The sequence below is a fragment of the Caulobacter sp. RHG1 genome (assembly GCF_013181195.1).
In the GTDB taxonomy this organism is placed as follows: Bacteria; Pseudomonadota; Alphaproteobacteria; order Caulobacterales; family Caulobacteraceae; genus Caulobacter.
In genome coordinates, this window is record NZ_SMZP01000002.1 from 372,384 (window position 1) to 394,611 (window position 22,228).

A 22,228-nucleotide genomic window follows, 5' to 3' on the forward strand; every position below is an offset into this window, starting at 1 on the left:
CCTAGGGTTGGCCATGCCCAAACCCCTCCTCGCCGCCCTGCTGGCCGTTTTCCTGCTTTTCCCGATCAGCGCCGCAAACGCATCGCCTTCCTCCGTCTCAGGTCGCAGCGCCGTGGCCGAACCCGCCGCGCCCCATCCCGTGGCCCGCGTGATGCTCAAGCCGCCGAGCTGGCTGGACACGCTGACCGCCGTCGCCTTGGCGGGCGCTGTGCTGACCTTGCTGGGTCACCGTCTGGCGCGATCGGCGGGCGACGCACGCACGCGAGCCCGCCCGCAAGCTGGAACACAGGGCGCCGCGCCCCGAAACCTGACGCGGTTCGACCAGGCGCAGGTCGAGATCCAGACCTTGCCGCACATGACCCCGGCGGTAGGGCTGGCGGAGACGGAGCGAACGGCGACGTGGCAGGCGACAATCGAGCCCGAGCTGGATCGCGCGCGCGATGACACTCTGTTCGACGACGACACTGACGTGGAGGTTTCCGAAGACGCCTACGTCGAGACCGGCGGCCGGCGCGACGACGCGGAGGCCTGGCAGCGCGAAGCGTTGGGGCGGTTGAAAACGGCCTTGGCGAGCCACCCTAAGGCCCTCCAACGCAAGCGCCTGCTGAACCGCGAGGAATGGCCGCTGTTCGAAAAGGTTCTCGATCGCTGGGCCTGGTCCCAGCAGCTGAGGGTGATGGTCCAGGTCAATATGGGTGAGTTCATCCGCACACGGAAAGATGCGCCGGACACTGATGACCTCTACCGCGTCTTCGGCTCCAAGCGCGTCGACTTCCTGGTCTGCGACTGGCGGTGCCGGCCCTTGCTGGCGGTCGAGTATTTCGGCGGCGGCCATGGCCAGGGTACGGCCGAGCTTCGCGATGTGATCAAGGCGCAGGCCCTTATGGCGGTCGGAATCCCCCTGGTGATCGTCCAGGAGGCTTATGATCCCTTTGAGGTCCGGTGTTCCCTGGACGCTGCCCTGGCCCAGGCGCGCGACGTCGGCGAAGTGCAGCCGGTCTTTGCGATGAAGCCGATCCGCGGAGAGAGGCCGCGTCGCGTGAACTAGCCCGCGCGGCCTGCTCGCGTTGAGGGCTGCGGCGCATGGGAGCGCGCGGGCTGGCGCAAAGGCCTGCGCGCCCCAAGATAGAGAGCTCGCAGCCAAGCTGAGCCGCCATGACCGACCGCACCCGCTTTCTCGATCACAAGGCCTTCGGCGCCCTGCTGGCCGATCTGCGCCTGACCCCGAATGTGTCCCAAGACCGGCTGCTGGAGTTCCTGGAACGGGTGGGTCTGGTCGCGCCCATCGCCCGCATCGATTGGCCCCGCGCCCTGGTCGTGGAAGGCCGGGGCGGCGTGGCCTCGCCCCCGGCCACGCCCACGGAGCGATCGGAAAGCCAGGCGCTGTCGGACGCGTTGGACGGCTGGCGGCGGCGCGACGCCGATCCGGCCGCGCCCCATCCGCTGGACATGGACCCGACGTCGCCGGGCGGGACGCTGATCACCCGGACCTTCTCGCCTGAGACCTTCCGACCGTGGACCCGCTTTGACACCGAGATCGTCGGGGTCCGGGCCAAGCCGTTCTCCGTGCCGGACGCGGTCGACACCTATTATCACGACTGGCAGGCGCTGCTGGTGGCCGACGCGCTGGAGACGGGGATGCGGCTGGTGTTCGACACCCGCGATCCGCAGCTCTTGGCCCTGGCCATGGATGGCGACCTGGCCGCCCTCCCCCAGGACCGGATCTACCAGCATGTCTCGTTCGAGGGGCCGCGGGGCCTGCGCGACGGCATGACCTGGGCGGGTTATTTCGACGCCGCCGCCCAGCTGGAGGTCGCGCGAAGCCGCAAGGTTCTGCAGCTGGCTCAACGCCAGGATGGCCCGGCCTTTCGCCTGAACGACGCCGAGATGCAGGAACTGGCCGATCTCGAGGCCGCGCGCGCCGTCGCGGCGCTGGCGGCTCTGGAGGCGCCCCGGTCCCAGGTGATGGCTTTCATCGTCTATCTCTGCGAGCGCTGGGACGAGAAGCGACGGCGCGGCCAGGGGGAGATCGCCGCCGAGTACAAGCGTCAGATCGAGCTGGCCGCGCGGCTGGCGATGTCGGCCTATGGCGTCGGCATCGCGGACCTATCGGTGGAGGTCGGGCGGGTGACGGGCCACTTCGCCAACACGCTCGACGTCATCTTCCCCGACTGGTCGCACAGCGCGCGGCAACGGGCGGAGCTGTCGCTGAAGGCTTCGGTGGTCGCCCAGGCCCCCTTGGCCTCGCCCGAATTGATCCTGACCGACGCCGATGTTGGCGATCTCCTGGATTGGCTCGAGCGCGATGGCCAATGGCGCGTGCATCTGGGCATCGAGGCGATGCTCAAGCACCAGTTCACCGGAGACCCGGTGGACCATGCGGCCCTGGCCAAGGAGGTCGAGACCCTGGCCACGACCCTGGAGCATCTGATCAACGCCCTGCTGCGCGAGGCCGGTTGCGACGACAAGGGCACGCTCATGAAGAAGCTTGCCCGGTACTGGGGCGCGGTTGCCGACGTCGGCGCGATCCTGCGCGATCGCTATGACCTCGTTACCCTCAAACGTCCCCTCTCCGACCAGCTCGCCATGATCGCCGAACTGCCCGCGACCGGTCCGAACCTCTCCGTGGCCCAGACCCTGCTGCGAGCGGTGCTCTACCGCAACGCCGGCCAGCACACGGGCATGGCCAGTTTCACGGAGGAGGCGCTGCACGAGGCCGCGCGGGCCATGCTCACGGCGATGCTGCTGTGTCGCAAGGCGCTGCGGGTCGCCCCGCCTCAGCCCTGACCGGCCGGCGCGGTTTCAGCGGGCGGCGATCTGGTAGGTCTTGGCCTCGCCCGACCCGTCGCTGTAACGGGTGGTGATGGTAACGGAGGGACCGGCGACGGCGAAGGTCATGACCTCGTCCTCAGCGGCCTCGCGCCAGCGCCCCGGACCGCCGCCGGGACCATAGATATCGATGCCGGCCCAGATGATCCGCTGGCCGTCGGCGCGGCAGCGGTTCTTCCAGACCTTGCCGTCGTCGGGCCGGGCGTAGCTGACATAGGCCATGCCATCCTCGACGCGATCGAGTTTGATGATGGCCGGATCGCGCCCGTTGACGGCCCCGATCGCGGCCCGGCAGATCCGGCCCAGGTCCTTGTCGCTGAGCGCCACCGGCGCCGGGGGCGCGACGGGCGCCGGTGCCGCGACAGCCGGCGTCGAGGCGGTGCGCACAGCCGGCGGATCGGCTGGCGTGGTGGGACTGGAGGACTGGCCGCAGGCGGACAGCAGCAGGAAGGTCATCACAGCCCATACAAGGCGAATCATTTTGCGCTCACCACCTTCGATTGACCCATCGTCGTGGGCGCGGATCCGGGCCGCAAGCCTGACGCGCGCCTACTCGCCGCGTGGGGCGATGATCACCCGCACGGTCATCGGTGCGTTGTGCTGTTCCAGATCGCGCTCGATGCCGACAGGGTTGCCGATCCTGCCGTCCGGATCATAGACGAAGCAGAACAGCGCCTTGCAGTCGGGGTGGGCCTGATAACGCTCACGATCGACAAGCAGCTGCTCGCCCAGCTCCCTGGCCTTCAAGGTCGCGCGGGTCTTCTTGACCTCGATGACGATCTGCTCGGCCTTCAGCAGGAAATCGACCCGCGAGGCCCCGCCGGCATAGCTGGGGGTCCATTCCTCGCTGCGGATGTCGTCGAAGTGCAGCCGCAGCAGGCCGTGCAGCAGGTCCTGGACGTCATACTCGTCCTCGATCTCCAGGGTCGCGCGCTCGGCGTGGCGGTGTTGCAGCTGCCGGGCGACCTTGTGAAACCGCAGACAGATCTTCTCGACCAGAGCCAAGGCGTCCACGGCGACACCGCCGTCGTCGCGCTCAAAGCCGAAGGTGTTGATCTCGTCGATCATCGAGTTGATCACGGCCCGCGCGCTGTCGAGTCCATTGCTGTAGGCGGCCAGCTGCCGCGACGTCGGCCCCGTGGCGTGGTAGGCCACCACGGAAAATCGGATGGCGCGAAAATCGCTGATGTTGCGGGCCTCGGCGCCGAAGATCTTCTCGATCGCGACCTCGGTGTCGCGGCGCCACTTCTTGAATTCCGGGCTGGTGACGTAGCCGTGCCCGAGGGTGGAAATGGCCTCGCGGCGCTGCTGGAGAAGGTCGAGAGCTTGAGCCTTGTTCATACTCCAGGCGTGCCACAAACCCGTCCGGCAAGCCAAGCCTTGGCGGTCCGACGCCGCCGTTGCGGGCAAAGCTGCGCCGTTCTAGCGTTGCGCCATGCCCCCTCCTCCGCCGCCCTTCAAGATCGACATTTCCAGTCTTTTGGAGACTGCCGCGCGCGGCGAGGCCGCCCTCTATTCGCCGATCGCCATCGATCTGCCGTTCCTGACCTTGCTGGTGGAACCGACGGGCAAGGACGCGCGCCTGGGGCGTGAACTGTTGGTGAGGATGCGCGACCGGCGCGTTCTGGATCAAAACGAATGCTGCGACGACTGCATCGACCGGGCGCTGGTTTCCCTGCAGGAGGTCCGCAGCGCCCTGGTCGCGGTGCAGCTGGAGTTGGCGAAACGGCCCGAGAGCCCGCTGGCCTTGCTGACCCAGTTGATGGCCGCGGCGATCCGTCAGTTCCTGACCTATGAGCAGCGCCTGAACGCCAGCGCCGCCCCGGCCCGCGACGCCCCGCGTGGCGACGCCCCTGAGCCCCGCCCTCGGCCGTGGGAAATCCACCAAGCCTATCGCGACGCCTTGGAACGGCTCCGGGGCCATCTCAACCGTTGCCTGGGCCTGATCGCGGTGATCGCTGAAGACGAGGCCTTCGCCGCCGCCTTGAACCCGCACTATCAAGGCCCCTGGCCGTTGGACGCCTATGTCACGCCCATCGCCCTGGATCACCTGACCGGGACCTAGCGCCCATGGAAGACATGCACTTCGTCATGCCCAGTCTCGACGGTGAAAAAGTCGCCATTGATCTCGGCGTCGCGGGCCATGGCCTCATAGTCGATATAGGAGCGTAGCGCTTCGGGAATGGTGACGGTTTCCTCGGTCAGATCCTGGAGATAGTCGGCGAGACGCGCGAAGACCCCGCAGTATTGCTCGTCGAGCGCCTCGGCGGCCGCCTCCAGGTCGCCGCCGACATGGGCCAGGACCAAGGCGCCGAGCCCACCGCGTTCGCGCAGGAAGACGGCGATGGCCACCACGGCGTCGATGGCGGCGTATTCCGACAGTTGCACGCCGCCGAAGTCTTCGTAGTCGTGGATGGCCCATTCTTCGGCGTCGGGCTCTGGAGAGCCCCGCAGCATCGCGGCGATGGCGCCCCGCACCGCGTCGGCATCGTCTTCGACATCAATCCAGGCCCCATGAAGCCGGCCGCTGTTATAGGCGGCCAGACAGGCGACATAGATACGGGGCTCAAGGTTTTCAGCAGCTTGTCCCATGATCCTGATCCTCAAGGCAGGGGTTCGAACATCGAACCCTTGCCCGTCGGCGAGACCGGGGGTGCAAGCGGAGGGGCGGCTTCGCGGGGACCCGGCTGCAGGACGGCCAAAGGCCGGACGAAGCTGGGCGGAAGCCGATCCGAAGCGCGCCGGGGGCGGCGCCCCAAGCCATGGCCGCGGACGCGGCCCAGCAAAAGCCGGCCGCCTGCAACGCCGTCGTCGAGAACCGCACGGCCCTGGGCTGCTTTCGCGATCGCCGTGGCTCAACCTGCAGGACCCTTCACGACCGAGTCGTCCGCATGAGCCGCCCTTTCGCCATCGAGGTCATTCCCGCCGAGGCAGGCCAGACCCGTCCCAACGCCATCGTCCACGATCGCCGGCAGATGCCCGTGGGCCAGGGCGGTTTCCATGTCGGGGCCCTGCGCGCGCTGACCTTGGACGACCTGTTCGGTAGCCGGCGTGGTGTCGCCCGCTTCCAGGCCGCCGATTATCTCTACGTCTACGACTGCGGCTCCGAGCCCAAGGCCGCCGTCATTCGCGAGATCAAGGCCCTGGCGGCGGCTCGCACCAGCCAGCGGCTGGACGTGCTGGTCCTGTCCCACTTCGACCGCGACCACATCTGTGGGACCCCGCATCTGCTGCACGCCAAGACCGGCCTGAGGGTCGACACGATCGTCCTGCCCTATATCAATGACGTCGAGCAGATCGCCGCCTTCGCCCGCGCGGCCGCAGCCGTCGAGGACCATGGCGGCGAGATCGACGACTTCTTCAGCGACCTCTGCGTGGACCCGGTCGGGACGCTCGCCGCATTCGGGCCGGAACGCATCATCCTCGTGAGGGCGGAGGGGCCGGACGGCGCCGTGGACGAGACGGGCCCCAAGGGCGAGCCTGACGAACCGGCGGATGGTGAGCGCAAGACCCGCGATCGGTCTCGGCGCGAGCCGGACCTGATCGCGAAGGATCCTGCCCGCCCCATCGATCAGGTCCGGCTCCCCCAGCGCCGCGGCGCCGAGGTGCTGAGCGTGCGCAACGCCGCCCTCCGGGCGGTCGATCCCACCACCGCGATCGCCTGGAAGCTTTCGCCCCATGTCCGCGACGCCGACCCAGCCGACCTGGCCAAGTTCCGGACCGAAGTGGAGACGCGCATGGGTTGGGGCCCAGGAACGTTTGCCGCGCAAGTCGCTCGGCCGGCCATCCGCAGACAGTTGGTGACGACAAAGCGCACGCCTCTCGCTGCCGCCTACCGCGAGGCCTTTGGCGACAAGAACCTCACCTCATTGTCGCTGTACTCTGGTCCCCTCGAGCCAGAGACCCTCGACGCCCGCTGCGTCGACCATGACCTGCCCCTGCATCCCCTGACCAAGATCGGCTGGCTGGGGACAGGCGACGCGCATCTTCGGCTCGGGGCCGACATCGCCGCCTTCAAGGCCGGGCTGGGCGCGGACCTGGATCTGGTCTGCACCTTCGTGCTGCCCCATCACGGTTCGATCGAAAACAGCGACCCCACGGCCCTGGTCAGCCAGGCCGAGCAGTGGGTGGCGTCGGCCGATCCGATCCACAATTGGAAGCATCCGCACTGGAAGCTGCAAGCGGCGGTGGACGGCCTTGGCGCCAACTTCCACCACGTACGGGCGTCCGAGCACTCGGCCTTCGACGAGTGCTTCCATGTCGCCCGCCGGGGGGTGACGGGCCCCTTCTGGGTCTGCGGACCCGACTGGCTGTGTTGGCATATCGATTAGGCCCCAGCATGAGCGCAAGTCGCCGGCGCGGTCATTACGCCGTCAGCGACGGACGGCTAAACCCACTGGCGCCCGATACCTCGATATCGGGCCATGCCTCTCATCACTGTTGAAGCTTTGCCCTAACGCGCCCGATCGATCTCATAGAGATAGGCCATCGGGTGCCGTCGCAGCACAGTTCGGCGGGCTGTCGCGAGCTTCGTCTGCGCGCTCAAAATTCCCCCAAGCGCGATGCTTGCTCCGCTAGCGCCGAGCACCTCGGGGACCGGCGCTGAGACGCCCGTCACGGCGGCTCCAACGGCGCCGATCCCGATCGCGACCAGTCCAACGACTTCCTTCGTCAAAAAGGCTTCGCGCCGCGCCAGACCAAGTTCCGACTTCAGGTCGGCGAGGTCGTCCTCCATTCTCTGTTCGAAGACCCGGTCCACTTCCCGGCGATCCGCCGACCCGTGGGGATGTTCAACCGCCACTTTCAGGTGCGCATTGATCTGATCAAGATAGTTGTGCCGCAGCGCGCGCCGGGCCGCGCCGCCTTCCCTGGCTTCCCGTTTCCGGAAATCGACAAGCCGTTCGATCGGCACATGCTCCAGAGCAAGGGTCTTGAAGGTCAGAGGGACGATCTGGAGGTGGTCGGCCGTAAGCGCTTCACCGGTGTGCGGTCCTAGGAGCTTGATCAAGGTGGAGTAGGCGCGGGTCCGGTCTGTGACGCGGGCGTGCGCCTTACCCGCCATGACATCAGCAAGCATCGACATCATCAAAAGCCCGAGATGTCTGTGCGTGTGGTGCCAGCCGTCCCTTTCCCCGGTCGCGAGATCAGCCTCAAAAAGCAAGCGCCAGGTGTTGCGCATGAATTTCTCGACCCTGATCCCGTACATCTCCGATTCCAGGAAATAGTCTTCGTCTGGATCGGGGTCCCTGGGGAGACGGAAGGCGTCAGGGAGGCCTCTGGTCACCAGATCCTCGATCAGGACATGAACCTCTTCAAGCTCGGCGGAACTGGGCCGGCGGAACCGCACCAGAACCTCGACGGCCTCAGCCAGGTCTTCCCTAAAGTTCCGACGCGCGAACCGAGGATCAGGGGAGATGATGTCCAGGTGATCCCAGGTCAGGAGAGCGGTGCGCAGCAAGCTCTCGCTCTCGATCGTCATGTGCGGATAGTAGATCGCTGAATACATGTGGGCCCCTCCGCTCGCGATCAAAGCACAGGCGCCACAACCCTGGCGAGGCCCGTCATGGCGGTCAAGCTCAGGCCCTGGCGCCTGGCCGGTCGTTCGGGCGGAGCCGTCTCCCCGGTCCGCCTCGCGACGTTCTGGTCTAGGGATGGTGGGGCAGTAGTTGTCGTTGGTTGATCGCTTCGATGACCCCCTGGCAAAGGCGGCTCAATCGGGTGGCGCGCCGGGCCATGGCCTGCAGCTCGACTAGTTGGTAGCGCCGCCTGCGCTGCTGCAGCTCGCCATCGAACCGGCCGACCTCCCGGAAGGTGATCCCCATCGGCGGCAGGACCTCCATGCGCGCATGGGCCATGGTGTTGCGCAGGGCCGCGCTGTCGACGAAGCGCTGCAACAGCCCATGTCCATATGAGCGATAGGGATGCAGCGGGCCCGGTGCGTCCAACACATCGCGCAGATACTGTACGCGCTCGTGCAAGATGCGCGGGTACTTGGCCAGTAGCGGCTGATAGTCCTCATGCCAGGAACAGCGCACGGCGGTTTCGTTGAGATGGGTTTCGATGAACCCCCACGCCGACACGATGGCCCCGCGATAGAGCATGGCGCTCAACGCCTCGTGCTCGGGGGTCCAGGGATTGATCTCGACCATGCAGTCGAAACGGCCAGGATCGCGGCGCGCGCCCGGCCCGACCATGCCGCGAAGAAGCCCGTCGTGGGTGAAGCGTTGCGCGAGGTCCATGATCGCCTCTCCTAGCCGCGCGCCACCAAGCCCAGGCGATCGGCAGGCCTGGACGCGCCGCGCCCCGCCTGGCGATAGACTTCGCCGAAAGCCGCGGCCAACACCTCGGCGACCAGGTCTGGTTCGGCGTCATGCAGGCGCACCAACGTCACCCCGGTCTTGCGGCGACGCCCCGGCTCGAGGCTCAGGGCGTCGCTGCGCGGCAGGAGATCGGCCTGATCTTTGCGGCTGAGCTTGACGACGGCCCAACCCGGCGCGGGCCAGCCCAGGGTCGCGAACGCCCTGTCGCCCACCCGAAACTGGACGGCGTCAAGGATGGAGCGGACCTGGACGCCCGGTCCCAGGCGATGGGCGAGTTCGGAGAAGGCTTCAGGCGTCATGCGGGTCCTCGCGCGCGGCGGCCCGCCTTGTGTCTTACGAGTCGCGCCATCGTCGCAAAGCTGAGCCCGCCCTGCGTCAGGATCGGTCGGACCGCGTGATGTCGGATGCGGTAGGGATTAAGGCCAGCCCCGAGGCTCTCTCCAGAGCAGAACCAGGCGCGGTGGGTGTTCTGGCTTCGGCGTCGCCGCTCAGGCGAGGGAGAGGCTCGCGGCCCGCGTAAAGGATGATGCCTGGGATGATCTCGTGTCGGGCGACCTGATATCCGACGGATTGTCCCGATGAGCTTTGCCCCGCCGTCCTGGCTGCAGTTACTGCTGGCCGCGCTTGTCCTGGTCGGGGCTGTGTGGTTCGCGCGCGGCTTCCGGGAGCGGATGCACGAGACCTTCGCCGGCCGCCGCCCCGTGCTTGGTCGGCAGTGGATCGTGGCGACGCAGCCGCAGCCGCTGCTCTTGAGCCTCCACGAAGGCCCAGAGGGCGTCCGGTTTCAGGTGCGCGCCGCCTTGGGCAAGCCGCCCCGGGCGCGTGACATCACCCTGATCTCGCTGCGATCGGACGGCCTTGGCCAACGGTTCGATCTCGTCGATCGCGGGACCTATCTCGAATCCAAGGCCCTGGTCCCCAAGCCGCACGCCTTCACGGTTCGCTTGTGGCGTCGGCCCGATCCGCAAGGCTATGATGTCGAGATCGAAGATATCGACGGCCAACACCACCTCGACGGGACGGCGTCCTAATCCGGACCGCCTATCGCACGATCAGATCCATCAACCGCTTCTGGCGCGGCCTCTGGCAGCTTCGGCGGGCGAACCAAACGAGGATGCAGGCTGGTGCGCACGAGCCGGTCCAGCCCAAGAGTTGTCTACGGCGTTGGTCCAAACCGGGCGACCAGATCGTAGCTCTCGCCGGGGAACAGCTGCCAGACCCGGGTGACGTGCTGGCCTTCACGCCAGGTGCGGCGCTCGACGACCAGGCAAGCGGCCCCCTTCTCCAAAGCCAACAGGCGCGCGTCCTCGGTGTCGGCATTGGCGGCGCTGATGCGGCTTTCGGCCTCGGTCCAGGCGACATTCTCCAGGAGCCAGGCGCCGGGCGGGGCCGCCTCGAAATCGGCGTCGGCGATCTCCGGCGCGGCCTTCAGCGACACCAGGCGCCGTTCCAGCGCGAACGGCCGCCCGCCGGCGTCATGGACGCCCTGCAGCTCCAGCAGCTTGCCGCCCGCCGCCAGCTCGATCTCGTCGGGACTGTCGCGATCGGCCGCCCGTACCGCCCGCGACAGCAGACGAAAGGCGTAGGCCTCCCCCCGCGCCACGATCTCCGACTGGATGTCGGGGATGTTCAGAACCGGCGCGTGGACGCGTGGCCGGGCCACGAACGAGCCGGCCCGCTTGCGACGCACGATCAACCCGGCTTCGACCAGGGCGGTCATGGCTTTGTTCACGGTCATTCGCGAGCAGCCGTATTGGGCCATCAGTTCGGTTTCGAACGGCACGCGGTAGCCCGGCTCCCAATCGCCCGATCGGATCTTGGCCTCGATATCGGTGCGGATGCGCTGATGCAGTGGGCCGGTCACGCCAGTAGGACCTTCAAGGTTTCGGCATAGCGCGCCTGGATAGCGTCGCGCGCCTGGTGACGCCCGCCTGAGACGACCTGACGTCCGTGACGCCAGACCGTGTCTATGGCCCCGCCGGCGAAAACCAGACTGTCGATTAGGGCGTCATTGGCACGCCCGACCATCGCCGGATGCGACGGATCCAGGGTCAGGAAATCGGCGGGCGCGCCGCGCCGCAGACCAAAGCGCACGCCCAGCGCCTGAGCGCCGCCGGTTCCGGCCGCGCGCCACAGATCACCGCCGTTCGAGCGTCCCGCGCCCAGCGCCAGCAGGTTGCGCCCTCGGTGCGTCAAGCGTTGGCCATATTCCAAGATGCGCAGCTCCTCGGCGGCGTCGATCAGCACATTGGAGTCAGAGCCGATTCCGAACGCACCTCCAGCGGCGACATAGCTAACGGCCGGGAAAACGCCGTCGCCGAGATTGGCCTCGGTGATCGGGCATAGCCCCGCGATCGCACCGCTCTTGGCCAGGCGCTCGGTCTCGGTCGCGTTGATGTGGGTGGCGTGGACAAGACACCAACGCTCGTCCACCTCGGCGTGGTTCATCAACCACCGGACAGGACGCTGGCCAGTGGCGGCCAGGCAGGCGTCAACCTCCTGGGTCTGCTCGGCGATGTGGATGTGGATGGGGCCGCCCGCCGCCAGGGGCGTGATCGCGGTCAGTTCTTCGGCAGTCACCGCCCGCAGGCTATGGGGGGCGATGCCCACGACAGCATCGGGCAGATTGGCCAGGGCGCGACGGCTGGCCTCGACCAGAACGCCGAAGCTGTCGACATCATGGATGAACCGCCTTTGGCCAGGGGTCGGGGCCGCGCCGCCAAAGCCTGAATGGGCGTAGAATACCGGTAGCAGGGTCAGGCCAATGCCGGTCTCTTCGGCGGCGGCCGCCATCCGCGCCGCCATCTCGGCCGGGTCGTCGTAAGCGCCGCCGTCGGGGGCATGGTGCAGATAGTGGAACTCGCCCACCCGCGTGAAGCCGCCCTCGAGCATCTCGACCTGGGCCATCGCGGCGATGGCTTGGACCGCCTCAGGATTCAGCCGTTCCAGGAAACGGTACATGACCTCGCGCCAGGTCCAGAAACTGTCGCTCCCCTCCCCGCGATGTTCCGCCAGACCCGCCATGGCCCGCTGAAAGGCATGGCTGTGCAGGTTGGGCATGCCGGGAAGCGCAACGCCCAATCGCGCCGCATCGCCGGGCGCGACATCGGTATCGATCCTGGCGATCCGGCCCTCAGCGAGGGTGAATTTCACGTCACGCGCCCAGCCGTCGGCCAGCAGCGCGCTCTGGCACCACACCACGCGGGTTTCCGGTTCAAGATTTTGCATCACGGTCACTAGACAAACGCCCACGGTCGAAAATATGTATATACATATGAGAGCGGTTCGCAAGGGCGGCCGCATGCCTCGGATTCGACATGCGCTGCGACAAAGTTTGGATCAACGCTCGCCTCGCCACCCTCGCGCCAGAGCGTGAAGGGCTGGGCGTCATCGAGCGTGGCGTCGTCGCCAGCCTGGACGGCGACATCGCCTATGCCGGCCCCGCCGCCGACGCGCCGGTCTTCGAAGCGCAAGAGACCATCGACTGCGAAGGCCGCTGGATCACGCCCGGCCTGATCGATCCGCACACCCATCTGGTCTTCGCCGGCGACCGCGCTCATGAGTTCGAACTCCGCTTGGCCGGGGCCTCCTACGAGGAGATCGCAAGGGCCGGCGGCGGCATCGTCTCGACCATGCGGGCCACGCGCGCCGCGACCGAGGATGAGCTGATCCAAGCCGCCCTGCCCCGCCTGGACGCCCTGATCGCCGAGGGCGTCACCACGGTCGAGATCAAGTCCGGCTATGGCCTCTCCCTCGACGACGAGATCAAGAGCCTGCGCGCCGCCCGCGCCCTCGCCGACATCCGCCGCGTTGGGGTCAGCACCACCTTCCTCGGCGCCCACGCCCTGCCGCCGGAATATCGCGACGACCCGGACGGCTACGTGACCCTGGTCTGCGAGACCATGATCCCGGCGATCGCCGCGCGCGGCCTGGCCGACGCCGTCGACGGCTTCTGCGAAGGCATCGGCTTCTCGCCCGCCCAGATCCGCCGCGTGTTCGAGGTGGCGCGCCGTCACGGCCTGCCCGTCAAGCTGCACGCCGAGCAGCTGTCGAACCTGAATGGCGCGGCGCTGGCGGTGGAGTTCGACGCCCTGTCGGCCGACCACCTGGAGCACCTGGACGAGGCCGGCGTCGCGACGATGGCCGCCTCGCGCACGGTCGCGACCCTGCTGCCCGGCGCCTACTACTTCACCCGCGAGCACAAGGCCCCGCCGATCGCGGCGCTGCGGGCCGCGGGCGTGCCGATGGCCCTGGCCACCGACTGCAATCCCGGCACCTCGCCGCTGACCTCGCCGCTGCTGGTCATGAACATGGCCGCCACCCTCTTCCGGATGACCGTCGAGGAATGCCTGGCCGGCGTGACGCGCGAGGCCGCGCGGGCGCTGGATCTGCTGAACACCTGCGGGACGCTGGAGGCCGGAAAGGCCTGCGATCTCGCCATCTGGGACATCGAGCGTCCCGCCGAACTTGTCTATCGCATGGGCTTCAATCCGCTCCATGCGCGCGTGTGGAGAGGCCAGTGACCGACGTTGTTCTGAACCCCGGCGACGTGCCGCTGGCCGACTGGAAGGCGATCTATCGCGGCGCGACGGCGACCCTGGCCGAGACCGCCTGGCCGGTGATCGCCGAAAGCGCCGCCGCCGTCGAACGCATCCTGGCCAAGGGCGAGCCGGTCTACGGCATCAACACCGGCTTTGGGAAACTGGCCAGCGTCCGCATCGGCGACGAGGACCTGGAGACCCTGCAGCGCAACATCGTCCTGTCGCACGCGGCCGGGGTGGGCGAGCCCTCGCCCGTGCCGGTCATCCGCCTGATGATGGCCCTGAAGCTGGCCAGCCTGGCGCAGGGCGCCTCGGGCGTGCGGGTCGAGACCGTGCGGATGCTGGAGGTGATGCTGCGCCAGGGCCTGACGCCCGTCGTGCCAGCCCAAGGCTCCGTCGGCGCCTCAGGGGATCTGGCGCCGTTGGCCCACATGGCCGCGACCATGATCGGGGTCGGCGAGATCTTCGTCGACGGCGAACGCAAGCCGGCGGCCAAGGCGCTGAAGAAGGCCGGCCTGGAGCCCCTGACGCTCGGCCCCAAGGAAGGCCTGGCCCTGCTGAACGGCACCCAGTTCTCCACCGCCAACGCCCTGGCGGGCCTGTTCGACGCCGAGCGGCTGTTCCAGTCGGCCCTGGTCACTGGCGCGCTGTCGACCGAGGCCGCCAAGGGCTCGGACACCCCGTTCGATCCGCGCATCCACGCCCTGCGCCGCCACGCCGGCCAGATCGAGACCGCCGCCGCCCTGCGCAGCCTGATGGCAGCTTCCGCCATCCGCGCCTCGCACCTGAAGGAGGACGAGCGCGTCCAGGATCCATACTGCCTGCGCTGCCAGCCCCAGGTGATGGGCGCGGCGCTGGACGTGTTGCGCCAGGCCGCGACCACCCTGGCGACCGAGGCCAACGGCGTCTCGGACAACCCGCTGATCTTCCCGGAAGCCGACGAGGCCCTCTCCGGCGGCAACTTCCACGCCGAGCCGGTGGCCTTCGCCGCCGACATGATCGCCCTGGCGGTCTGCGAGATCGGCTCGATCGCCGAGCGCCGCATCGCCATGCTGGTCGACCCGGCGCTGTCTGGCCTGCCGGCGTTCCTGACGCCCAAGCCGGGCCTGAACTCCGGCTTCATGATCCCGCAGGTCACGGCCGCCGCTCTGGTCTCGGAGAACAAGCAGAAGGCCTATCCGGCCAGCGTCGACTCGATCCCGACCTCGGCCAACCAGGAAGACCATGTGTCGATGGCCGCCCATGGCGCCCGGCGCCTTTCGGGCATGGTCGAGAACGCCATGGCGGTGCTGGGCATCGAACTGCTGGCCGCCGCCCAGGGCTGCGACTTCCACGTGCCGCTGCGGTCGAGCGAGGCCCTCGAAGCCGTCCGCGCTCTGACCCGCGCCCAGGTCCCGCACCTGGATGACGACCGCCACTTCCACCCGGACATGGAGGCGGCCAACGAGCTGATCCGTTCGGGCGCCGTGATCGAAGCGGCGGGCGATCTGCCAGGCGTCAGCGCGTGACGATGGCCGACGCCCTGAATTCTGAAACTTGGCTGACGGTGACGCGCGGCGAGGCGCCCCTGGTCGTCAGCATCCCCCACGCTGGAACCGAGATCCCGAGCGAGGTCGAGGCTCGTCTCGCCTCGCCATGGCTTGCCCGCAAGGACGCTGATTGGTGGATCCCTGAGCTCTACGCCTTCGCGGCGGACTTGGGGGCGACCATCGTTCGCACGGCGATTTCGCGCACTGTCATCGACGTCAATCGCGACCCGTCGGGCGCTTCGCTCTACCCAGGCCAGGCGACCACGGGCCTGTGCCCCACTGAAACCTTCGACGGTGAACTGCTCTACCGTGAAGGCCAGGCGCCCGACGACGCCGAAACCGCCGAACGTCGCGAACGGTTCTTCCAGCCGTATCACCAGGCCTTGGCTGACGAGCTGGACCGGTTGAAAGCGATCCATGGCCGAGTGGTGCTGTACGACGCCCATTCGATCCGCTCCCATGTCGCCCGGTTGTTCGACGGCGAGCTGCCGCAGTTCAATCTCGGGACCAACAGTGGCGCGTCGTGCGCAGACGCCCTGACCGCCGCTGTCGAGGTTGCCTGCGACGACTCGGGCTTCTCCCGCGTCACCAACGGCCGCTTCAAGGGCGGCTGGATCACGCGCCACTACGGCCAGCCCGCGACGGGCATCCACGCCATCCAGATGGAACTGGCCTGCCGCGGCTACATCGACGAGCCGGTCGCGCCGGACGAGCGCAACTGGCCAACACCTTTCGACCAAACCCGCGCCGCGCCGCTGCAAGCCGCGCTCAACGACATCCTCAAGGCCTGCGTCGCCTTCGGAGCCTCCGCATGACCCGCCACGACAACACCCGCGTCATCCGCCCCGCCACCGGGAGGCAGCTCTCCGCCAAGTCGTGGCTGACCGAGGCCCCGCTGCGGATGCTGATGAACAACCTGCACCCCGACGTCGCCGAGCGGCCGGAGGAACTGGTCGTCTATGGCGGCATCGGCCGCGCCGCCCGCGACTGGGAAAGCTACGACAAGATCGTCGAGACCCTGCGTCGGCTCGAAGACGACGAGACGCTGCTGGTGCAATCCGGCAAACCGGTCGGCGTCTTCCGCACCCACGCCGACGCGCCGCGCGTGCTGATCGCCAACTCCAACCTGGTGCCGCGCTGGGCCAATTGGGAGCACTTCAACGCGCTCGATAAGAAGGGTCTGGCCATGTATGGCCAGATGACCGCCGGCTCGTGGATCTATATCGGCGCCCAGGGCATCGTGCAGGGCACCTACGAGACGTTCGTCGAGATGGGCCGCCAGCACTATGCCGGCGACCTGTCGGGCAAGTGGCTGCTGACCGCCGGCCTGGGCGGCATGGGCGGCGCGCAGCCGCTGGCGGCGGTGATGGCCGGGGCGTCCTGCCTGGCGATCGAGTGCCAGCCGTCGCGGATCGAGATGCGCCTGCGCACCGGTTATCTCGACAAGTCCACCGACAACGTCGACGAGGCGTTAGCCTGGATCGCGGAGGCCAACACCGCCAAGTCGCCGATCTCGGTCGGCCTGCTGGGCAACGCCGCCGAGCTGCTGCCGGACCTCTTCAAGCGCGATGTCCGGCCCGACCTGCTGACCGACCAGACCAGCGCCCACGACCCGATCAACGGCTACCTTCCGGCGGGGTGGGCGTTGGACCAATGGGCCGAGGCAAAAGAGCGTGACCCCGCCTCGGTCGACAAGGCCGCTCGCGCCTCGATGGCCGTCCACGTGCAGGCCATGCTGGACTTCCAGGCCGTTGGCGTCCCGACCGTCGACTACGGCAACAACATCCGCCAGATGGCGCTGGAAGAAGGCGTCGCCAACGCATTCGACTTCCCCGGCTTCGTGCCGGCCTATATCCGGCCGCTGTTCTGCCGAGGGATCGGCCCGTTCCGCTGGGCGGCGCTGTCGGGCGATCCCGAGGACATCGCCAGGACCGACGCCAAGGTCAAGGAACTGATCCCGGACAATCCGCACCTGCACAACTGGCTCGACATGGCCGGCAAGAAGATCAAGTTTCAGGGCTTGCCGGCGCGCATCTGCTGGGTCGGCCTGGGCGACCGCCACCGCCTGGGCCTGGCCTTCAACGAGATGGTCGCATCGGGTGAGCTGAAGGCCCCGATCGTCATCGGCCGCGACCACCTGGACTCAGGCTCGGTCGCCTCGCCCAACCGCGAGACGGAAGCGATGCAGGACGGCTCGGACGCGGTGTCGGACTGGCCGCTGCTGAACGCCCTGCTCAACACCGCCTCGGGCGCGACCTGGGTGTCGCTGCACCACGGCGGCGGAGTCGGCATGGGCTTCTCGCAGCACTCGGGCATGGTCATCGTCTGCGACGGGACCGAGGCGGCGGCGCGGCGGATCGAACGCGTGCTGTGGAACGACCCAGCCACCGGCGTCATGCGCCACGCTGACGCCGGCTACGACATCGCCCTCGACTGCGCGCGGGACAAGGGCCTGGACCTGCCGGGGATCTTGGGTTGACCACGACCCTGCTCCGCGCCGCCGATCGGGTGGCCCGGCCGTGGAAGAACGGCGGCGGGGTCACCCGTGAGGTCGCCGCCTCGCCCGCGGACACCGCCTTCGACTTCGACTTCGAGTTCGAGTTCGAGTTCGAGTTCGACTGGCGCGTCAGCATAGCGGAGGTGTCGTCTAGCGGTCCGTTCTCCAGGTTCTCGGAGGTCGATCGCATCCTGACCGTGCTGGACGGCGCCCTGCGCCTGTCCATCGCGGGCCGTCCGCCCGTCACGCTCGACGCTGCGTCAGGGCCCTTCGCTTTCAAGGGTGATGAGGCCTGTGAGGCCGAACTGATTGCGCCTGTCGTCGACTTGAACGTCATGGTTCGTCGCGGCGCCGCCAGCGCCAATGTCCACCTGCAAAGCGATGGCCTCTTGGCCTTCCCAGCCTCGACCACCTTGCTGATCGCGCGATCTCCTGCGGTGTTGGGCAGCCTGACCTTGGCCCCCCTCGACGCGGTGCGGATTGACGGCCCCGACGCCGAAGCCCTCGCCTTCTCGGGCTCGGCTTGGCGCGTGACGATCGAGGCCGACCGCTAGCTGCCCAGTATTCAGCCCTCCGAATGCCGGGTCCCGCCCGCCCCCCGTTCGATAACGTCCTAAGCGTCTCGCGCGGGCTCAGCGCCAGGCGCGGACGCCGACCACCACCGCCGTGCTTCCCGCCCGCTCGCCAATGACGACGGCGGGTCCGAAGGCCCGCTCACGGACGATGCCGACATAGGGCGCGAACTCGCGCTTGAACTCGTAGCGCAGGCGAAGACCGCCTTCGAGCCGCGCCGCGCCGGCCTCGGCGACATCGGCCTCGACGCGCGGCTGCAGGATCAGCTTCTGGGTCAGACGCAAGTCGTAGGAAGCCTCGGCCCGCGCCGACACGTCGCCCTGGTCGGAGACATAGGCCGCGCCCTGGATCTCGAACCAGTACGGCGCCAAGCCCTCGAAGCCGAGGCTGGCATAGGTTCGCCCCTTGGGCGCCAGGTCGTAGCGGATGCCGGCCTGGAGGTCGAAATAGGGGCCGATCGTCCAGGCCTTCAGCGCCTCGAACTCGCCGTTCTCCCAGCCGCTGCCGTCGGCGCGTTCGCCGCGCGCCTTGATCACCCACTTGTCGAAGTCGTTGCCCCACCAGGCCTCGCCCTCGAAGGCCTGGGCGTCCGCGCCCTTGCGGAACCGGTGCTCGGCCTGGTCGGCGCGAACGGTCCAGAAACTGCCGCCGCCATGCTCCTGGGCCAGCTGGGCGCGGGCGGCTCCCATAACCTGCGGATTGTAGAACCGCTCGGCGGCGTGATCGGTCGGGACCGGCGGCGGTCCGGCGCTGGCGACGGGCGCCGCCATGGTGTGGCCCGCGTGAGGGTCGGCCATAGGAGAGGGAGCCATCTGATGGCCCGCATGCGGGTCGGGGGCCGGCGCGGGCATGCGATGGCCCGCGTGCGGAGCCGGCGCGGGCGTCGGCGCGGCCTGGTGATGCTCGTGCTGGCCGGCGGCGAGGAGGAGAAGCAGCAGCATCACGCGCCCTCCCCTTCCATCTGACCCTCAAGCGGTCGCACGGTGACGACGTTGAACATACCCGCATGCATGTGAAGCAGCAGGTGGCAGTGGAACGCCCAGTCCCCCGGCTCGCTGGCGGTGAAGTCGAAGGCGACCTTGCCGCCCGGCGCGACATTGACCGTGTGCTTCAGCGGCTGGCGGTCCTTGCCGTTGACCAGCTCGAAGAAGTGGCCGTGTAGGTGGATCGGGTGGGCCATCATGGTGTCGTTGATCAGCACCACCCGCGCCCGCTCGCCGCGCCGGAACGGGATGGGCTTCTTGACCGGCCCATAGGCCTCGCCATCGAACGCCCACATGAAGCGCTCCATGTTGCCGGTCAGGTGGATCTCGACCGTCCGCTCGGGCGGGCGCGGATCGTCGGGCGGGTTGAGATTGGCCAGTTCGGCATAGCGCAGCACCTTGTGCCCGACATCAGCCAGGCCCTGCGGCGGCTCGGCCATGCGGTCGGCCGGCATGGGCGAAATGGTCTGCACGCCGGGCGTCAGTGGCACGTTCGGCGCGTTGCTCTGGGCGCGCATCGACATGTCCATGCCGGGCATGTCCATCCCATGGTGCATGTCGCCCATCCCCATGTCCTTCATCGTGGCCACAGGACGCTTGCGCAGCGGCGGGACGGCGGCGGACATGCCCGCGCGCGGGGCCAGGGTGGCGCGGGCCAGGCCCGAACGGTCCGAGGCCTCGGCCACCAGGGTGAAGGCGCGGTCCTCCGTGGGCCGCACGATGACGTCGAAGGTCTCGGCCGGCGCGATCTGGAACTCGTCGACGCTGACCGGCGACACCGGCTGGCCATCGGTCGCCACGACCTCCAGCGATAGACCCGGAATACGCACGTCGAAGATGGTCATGCCGGCGGCGTTGATGAATCGCAGCCGCACCCGCTCGCCCGGCGAGAATAGGCCCGTCCAGTTGTCGCCCGGCCCGTGGCCATTGACGAGGTAGGTGTAGACTGAGCCCGTGACGTCGGCGATGTCGGTCGGGTCCATGCGCATCTTGGCCCACGCGGCGCGGTCCTTCAGCGACTGATCCTGGCCCGCCAGCAGGCCGCCGACCGTCTGGCGCTGCATGTTGAAGTGGCCCGGATTGACCTTCAGCTTTCGGAAGAGGTCGTGCGGATGCAGGAAGCTCCAGTCCGACAGCACCACCACGTGTTCGCGGTCATAGGCGATCGGGTCTTCGCCGGCCGGGTCGATGATCATCGGCGCATAGAGGCCGACCTGCTCCTGCAGGCCCGAATGGCTGTGCCACCAGTAGGTCCCGGACTGCCGGACCGGGAAGTCGTAGATGAAGGTCTCGCCCGGCTTGATGCCCGGGAAGCTGACGCCCGGCACGCCGTCCATTTGGAACGGCACCAGCAGGCCGTGCCAATGAATGGAGGTGTCCTCGTCATGCAGCGCGTTGGTCACCGCGATGCGGGCGCGCTGGCCTTCCTTCAGCCGGATCAGTGGCCCCGGGACCGTGCCGTTGGCGGTCACCGCATGGCCGGACTTACCGTCGATCCGCGCCGCCGCGTGCCCGATCGTCAGCTTGATGTCCCCGCCCATCAGCGCTGCGGGCGACCGTCCCGGATCGGCCGCCCGCGCCCAGGCCGGCAGAAGCCCGGCAGCGCCTAATCCCAGGGCGCCGCGCAGCAGGGTCCGTCGATCGAAAGCCGTCATCACTGATCCGTATTCATGGCTTCAAGGTCCGAACCTGGGCGCATCGCGGCCCGTAGGCCCAGCGGCGCAAGATCCATTCGAGCGGCCCGGTCTCGAAGACCCTGAGCCACAGAACACTGGCGAGGCCCTGCCCCAGCCAAATAACGCCCGCCAAGGCCGCCAGCTCAGCGAAACCAAGGCGGTCGAATAGGCCAAGACCCATGAACACAAGCAGCGCAATGGCCGACTGGGCCATGTAGTTGGTCAAGGCCAGACGCCCGACCGCCCCCAGGGTCACGCCCAGCACCCGTGGCAAGCCGAGCTTGAAGGCCAGGAGCACCAAGCCTGTCAAACCCAGCGTAATCGACAGCCGCGCCCCTTCCGAGACGAACCCCTGCCATGCGGCGGAGGTCGGGTCTGGTACGAAGCCGTGATGCCAGCCGATCCCCGCCAAGGCGCCCCGCGCCGTAGCCCCCAGAGCGTAACCGCCAGCGGCCAAGCCAGCATAGAACCGAAGGGATCGCTCGGCCGTCAGCACGCCGTTCGCCAGGAGCGCCATGCCGATCAGCATGAAGGCCAGCGACCTCAATTTGTGCAGCACGCCCTGCCAGGAGATGTTGGACGCGATCCAGCGCTGCAAGCTCCAAGTCACGGCCTGCGGGAAATGGGTTCGCGCCTGGCGCTCGGCCTGCCGCTCCGGGGCGGTCACGATCTGGTTGGAAACGATGTCTTCGCGCGCGAAAATCGCCGCAGCCTGGTCCAGAGTCACGGGCCGCCCTTGGGTCTGGATGGCCAGCGCAGTCTCGCCAGCACGCAGCGCGCCGGCCCGCGTCAGGCCTGGCGCCCCCTCTATCAAGCTAACCACCAACAGGATCACCAGAGCCGCCGACCCGAGAAGGCGTGGGTTGGCGGCGCGGAACAGCAGCAACACCAGGCCGCAGACGCCGTAGTCGAACAGGATCTCGCCGGGCCAGAGCAACACCGCGAAACTGGCGACACCCAACGCCATCAAGGCGAAGGCTCGGGTGGCGAAGGCCTGGACCCGTTCGCCCCGCCCAGCCTTATCCGCGTCCTGGAGCATCAGGGCCATGCCCGCGCCGAAGAGCAGCGTGAAGAGACCCCGCATGGCCCCCGAGAGCAGGACGTCCTGGACCATGAACACGATCCAGTCGGCGTTCAGCGCGACGGGCGGATCGGGGCGTCCAAGGAAATACGGACGTCCCATCTGCTGGATATTCATCAGCAGGATGCCCAGCACCGCGACGCCGCGCAGCACATCGAGCGCCTCGATCCGTGATCGCATCGCGATCGGCCCTGGGGCC

21 protein-coding genes are annotated in these 22,228 nt (G+C 68.2%); 10 read left to right on the forward strand and 11 right to left on the reverse strand.

All coding sequences use genetic code 11. The features are described 5' to 3' along the window. Positions 1-13 precede the first annotated feature (13 nt). A complete protein-coding gene (locus tag E1H18_RS05465; protein ID WP_172264473.1) occupies positions 14-1,048 on the forward strand; it encodes a DUF2726 domain-containing protein in 1,035 nt (344 codons plus the stop codon). A 107-nt stretch (positions 1,049-1,155) separates the two neighbouring features. Continuing rightward, on the forward strand, positions 1,156-2,787 hold the full coding sequence (locus E1H18_RS05470; protein WP_172264475.1) for a hypothetical protein: 1,632 nt from the start codon (positions 1,156-1,158) through the stop codon (positions 2,785-2,787). A gap of 15 nt (positions 2,788-2,802) precedes the next feature. Here the strand turns inward: E1H18_RS05470 and E1H18_RS05475 are convergent, their stop codons facing one another. After that, positions 2,803-3,309, reverse strand: a complete 507-nt coding sequence (locus E1H18_RS05475; RefSeq protein ID WP_172264477.1) for a hypothetical protein — start codon at positions 3,307-3,309, stop codon at positions 2,803-2,805. Between the two features lie 69 nt (positions 3,310-3,378). Further along, positions 3,379-4,170 (reverse strand): hypothetical protein, encoded by a 792-nt coding sequence (locus E1H18_RS05480; RefSeq protein WP_172264479.1) that lies wholly within the window; start codon positions 4,168-4,170, stop codon positions 3,379-3,381. Between the two features lie 94 nt (positions 4,171-4,264). On the opposite strand from E1H18_RS05480, the gene E1H18_RS05485 reads away from it, so the two are divergent. Further along, positions 4,265-4,894: a hypothetical protein gene (locus tag E1H18_RS05485; RefSeq protein WP_172264481.1), complete on the forward strand. Its 630-nt coding sequence runs from the start codon at positions 4,265-4,267 to the stop codon at positions 4,892-4,894. Here E1H18_RS05485 and E1H18_RS05490 read toward each other — a convergent pair. Beyond that, the gene (locus tag E1H18_RS05490) at positions 4,891-5,421 is read right to left on the reverse strand and encodes an antirestriction protein ArdA (RefSeq protein WP_172264483.1); all 531 of its coding nucleotides are present in this window, start codon (positions 5,419-5,421) and stop codon (positions 4,891-4,893) included. The two genes, E1H18_RS05485 and E1H18_RS05490, sit on opposite strands and share 4 nt — an antisense overlap. Before the next feature lie 170 nt (positions 5,422-5,591). Between E1H18_RS05490 and E1H18_RS05495 the strand changes: the two genes are divergently transcribed. Continuing rightward, complete coding sequence (locus E1H18_RS05495; protein WP_172264485.1) at positions 5,592-7,160, forward strand: MBL fold metallo-hydrolase; 1,569 nt, start codon at positions 5,592-5,594, stop codon at positions 7,158-7,160. Positions 7,161-7,282: 122 nt separating this feature from the next. Here the strand turns inward: E1H18_RS05495 and E1H18_RS05500 are convergent, their stop codons facing one another. From E1H18_RS05500 to E1H18_RS05510, 3 genes are all read right to left on the reverse strand, one after another. Beyond that, positions 7,283-8,335, reverse strand: a complete 1,053-nt coding sequence (locus tag E1H18_RS05500; RefSeq protein WP_172264487.1) for a hypothetical protein — start codon at positions 8,333-8,335, stop codon at positions 7,283-7,285. Positions 8,336-8,474: 139 nt separating this feature from the next. Further along, positions 8,475-9,068 carry a hypothetical protein gene (locus tag E1H18_RS05505; protein ID WP_172264489.1) on the reverse strand — a complete coding sequence of 198 codons (594 nt, stop codon included), beginning with the start codon at positions 9,066-9,068 and terminating at the stop codon, positions 8,475-8,477. 11 nt (positions 9,069-9,079) lie between these two features. Continuing rightward, positions 9,080-9,448 carry an MmcQ/YjbR family DNA-binding protein gene (locus E1H18_RS05510; RefSeq protein ID WP_172264491.1) on the reverse strand — a complete coding sequence of 123 codons (369 nt, stop codon included), beginning with the start codon at positions 9,446-9,448 and terminating at the stop codon, positions 9,080-9,082. A 279-nt stretch (positions 9,449-9,727) separates the two neighbouring features. Between E1H18_RS05510 and E1H18_RS05515 the strand changes: the two genes are divergently transcribed. Continuing rightward, entirely contained in the window at positions 9,728-10,180 is a 453-nt protein-coding gene (locus E1H18_RS05515) for a hypothetical protein (protein ID WP_172264493.1), read from the forward strand. Positions 10,181-10,305: 125 nt separating this feature from the next. Here the strand turns inward: E1H18_RS05515 and hutC are convergent, their stop codons facing one another. Both hutC and E1H18_RS05525 read right to left on the reverse strand, forming a co-directional pair. After that, positions 10,306-11,013: a histidine utilization repressor gene (gene hutC / locus E1H18_RS05520; RefSeq protein WP_172264495.1), complete on the reverse strand. Its 708-nt coding sequence runs from the start codon at positions 11,011-11,013 to the stop codon at positions 10,306-10,308. Next, positions 11,010-12,377, reverse strand: coding sequence for a formimidoylglutamate deiminase (locus E1H18_RS05525; protein ID WP_172264497.1), 1,368 nt, complete (start codon positions 12,375-12,377; stop codon positions 11,010-11,012). Before E1H18_RS05525 ends, hutC begins: the two co-directional genes overlap by 4 nt. Before the next feature lie 89 nt (positions 12,378-12,466). Here E1H18_RS05525 and hutI point away from each other — a divergent pair, with 89 nt between their 5' ends. From hutI to E1H18_RS05550, 5 genes are read left to right on the forward strand one after another with little or no spacing between them, the layout of a single operon-like run. Then, positions 12,467-13,672 carry an imidazolonepropionase gene (hutI, locus tag E1H18_RS05530; RefSeq protein ID WP_172264499.1) on the forward strand — a complete coding sequence of 402 codons (1,206 nt, stop codon included), beginning with the start codon at positions 12,467-12,469 and terminating at the stop codon, positions 13,670-13,672. Further along, the gene (gene hutH, locus E1H18_RS05535) at positions 13,657-15,198 is read left to right on the forward strand and encodes a histidine ammonia-lyase (RefSeq protein ID WP_172264501.1); all 1,542 of its coding nucleotides are present in this window, start codon (positions 13,657-13,659) and stop codon (positions 15,196-15,198) included. Before hutI ends, hutH begins: the two co-directional genes overlap by 16 nt. A 2-nt stretch (positions 15,199-15,200) precedes the next feature. Then, positions 15,201-16,034 carry an N-formylglutamate deformylase gene (gene hutG, locus E1H18_RS05540; RefSeq protein WP_172264503.1) on the forward strand — a complete coding sequence of 278 codons (834 nt, stop codon included), beginning with the start codon at positions 15,201-15,203 and terminating at the stop codon, positions 16,032-16,034. Next, on the forward strand, positions 16,031-17,698 hold the full coding sequence (gene hutU, locus E1H18_RS05545) for a urocanate hydratase (RefSeq protein WP_172264505.1): 1,668 nt from the start codon (positions 16,031-16,033) through the stop codon (positions 17,696-17,698). The genes hutG and hutU overlap by 4 nt, the downstream gene beginning before the upstream one ends. Further along, positions 17,695-18,270, forward strand: a complete 576-nt coding sequence (locus E1H18_RS05550; protein WP_172264507.1) for a HutD family protein — start codon at positions 17,695-17,697, stop codon at positions 18,268-18,270. Before hutU ends, E1H18_RS05550 begins: the two co-directional genes overlap by 4 nt. Before the next feature lie 78 nt (positions 18,271-18,348). Here E1H18_RS05550 and E1H18_RS05555 read toward each other — a convergent pair whose 3' ends face one another. The 3 genes from E1H18_RS05555 to E1H18_RS05565 are packed head-to-tail and all read right to left on the reverse strand — an operon-like array spanning position 18,349 to position 22,209. Beyond that, positions 18,349-19,230 carry a copper resistance protein B gene (locus E1H18_RS05555; RefSeq protein ID WP_172264509.1) on the reverse strand — a complete coding sequence of 294 codons (882 nt, stop codon included), beginning with the start codon at positions 19,228-19,230 and terminating at the stop codon, positions 18,349-18,351. Continuing rightward, positions 19,230-20,930, reverse strand: a complete 1,701-nt coding sequence (locus tag E1H18_RS05560) for a copper resistance system multicopper oxidase (protein WP_172264511.1) — start codon at positions 20,928-20,930, stop codon at positions 19,230-19,232. Before E1H18_RS05560 ends, E1H18_RS05555 begins: the two co-directional genes overlap by 1 nt. Before the next feature lie 10 nt (positions 20,931-20,940). Beyond that, complete coding sequence (locus E1H18_RS05565; RefSeq protein WP_172264513.1) at positions 20,941-22,209, reverse strand: DUF418 domain-containing protein; 1,269 nt, start codon at positions 22,207-22,209, stop codon at positions 20,941-20,943. Positions 22,210-22,228: the final 19 nt, after the last annotated feature.

Excerpts from the sequence above, each read along its gene's own strand:
- E1H18_RS05465 (WP_172264473.1), top strand. The coding sequence starts at position 14 with ATGCCCAAACCCCTCCTCGCCGCCCTGCTGGCCGTTTTCCTGCTTTTC.
- E1H18_RS05470 (WP_172264475.1), top strand. The coding sequence starts at position 1,156 with ATGACCGACCGCACCCGCTTTCTCGATCACAAGGCCTTCGGCGCCCTG.
- E1H18_RS05475 (WP_172264477.1), bottom strand. The coding sequence starts at position 3,309 with ATGATTCGCCTTGTATGGGCTGTGATGACCTTCCTGCTGCTGTCCGCC.
- E1H18_RS05480 (WP_172264479.1), bottom strand. The coding sequence starts at position 4,170 with ATGAACAAGGCTCAAGCTCTCGACCTTCTCCAGCAGCGCCGCGAGGCC.
- E1H18_RS05485 (WP_172264481.1), top strand. The coding sequence starts at position 4,265 with ATGCCCCCTCCTCCGCCGCCCTTCAAGATCGACATTTCCAGTCTTTTG.
- E1H18_RS05490 (WP_172264483.1), bottom strand. The coding sequence starts at position 5,421 with ATGGGACAAGCTGCTGAAAACCTTGAGCCCCGTATCTATGTCGCCTGT.
- E1H18_RS05495 (WP_172264485.1), top strand. The coding sequence starts at position 5,592 with ATGGCCGCGGACGCGGCCCAGCAAAAGCCGGCCGCCTGCAACGCCGTC.
- E1H18_RS05500 (WP_172264487.1), bottom strand. The coding sequence starts at position 8,335 with ATGTATTCAGCGATCTACTATCCGCACATGACGATCGAGAGCGAGAGC.
- E1H18_RS05505 (WP_172264489.1), bottom strand. The coding sequence starts at position 9,068 with ATGGACCTCGCGCAACGCTTCACCCACGACGGGCTTCTTCGCGGCATG.
- E1H18_RS05510 (WP_172264491.1), bottom strand. The coding sequence starts at position 9,448 with ATGACGCCTGAAGCCTTCTCCGAACTCGCCCATCGCCTGGGACCGGGC.
- E1H18_RS05515 (WP_172264493.1), top strand. The coding sequence starts at position 9,728 with ATGAGCTTTGCCCCGCCGTCCTGGCTGCAGTTACTGCTGGCCGCGCTT.
- E1H18_RS05525 (WP_172264497.1), bottom strand. The coding sequence starts at position 12,377 with ATGCAAAATCTTGAACCGGAAACCCGCGTGGTGTGGTGCCAGAGCGCG.
- hutI (WP_172264499.1), top strand. The coding sequence starts at position 12,467 with ATGCGCTGCGACAAAGTTTGGATCAACGCTCGCCTCGCCACCCTCGCG.
- hutG (WP_172264503.1), top strand. The coding sequence starts at position 15,201 with ATGGCCGACGCCCTGAATTCTGAAACTTGGCTGACGGTGACGCGCGGC.
- hutU (WP_172264505.1), top strand. The coding sequence starts at position 16,031 with ATGACCCGCCACGACAACACCCGCGTCATCCGCCCCGCCACCGGGAGG.
- E1H18_RS05555 (WP_172264509.1), bottom strand. The coding sequence starts at position 19,230 with ATGCTGCTGCTTCTCCTCCTCGCCGCCGGCCAGCACGAGCATCACCAG.
- E1H18_RS05565 (WP_172264513.1), bottom strand. The coding sequence starts at position 22,209 with ATGCGATCACGGATCGAGGCGCTCGATGTGCTGCGCGGCGTCGCGGTG.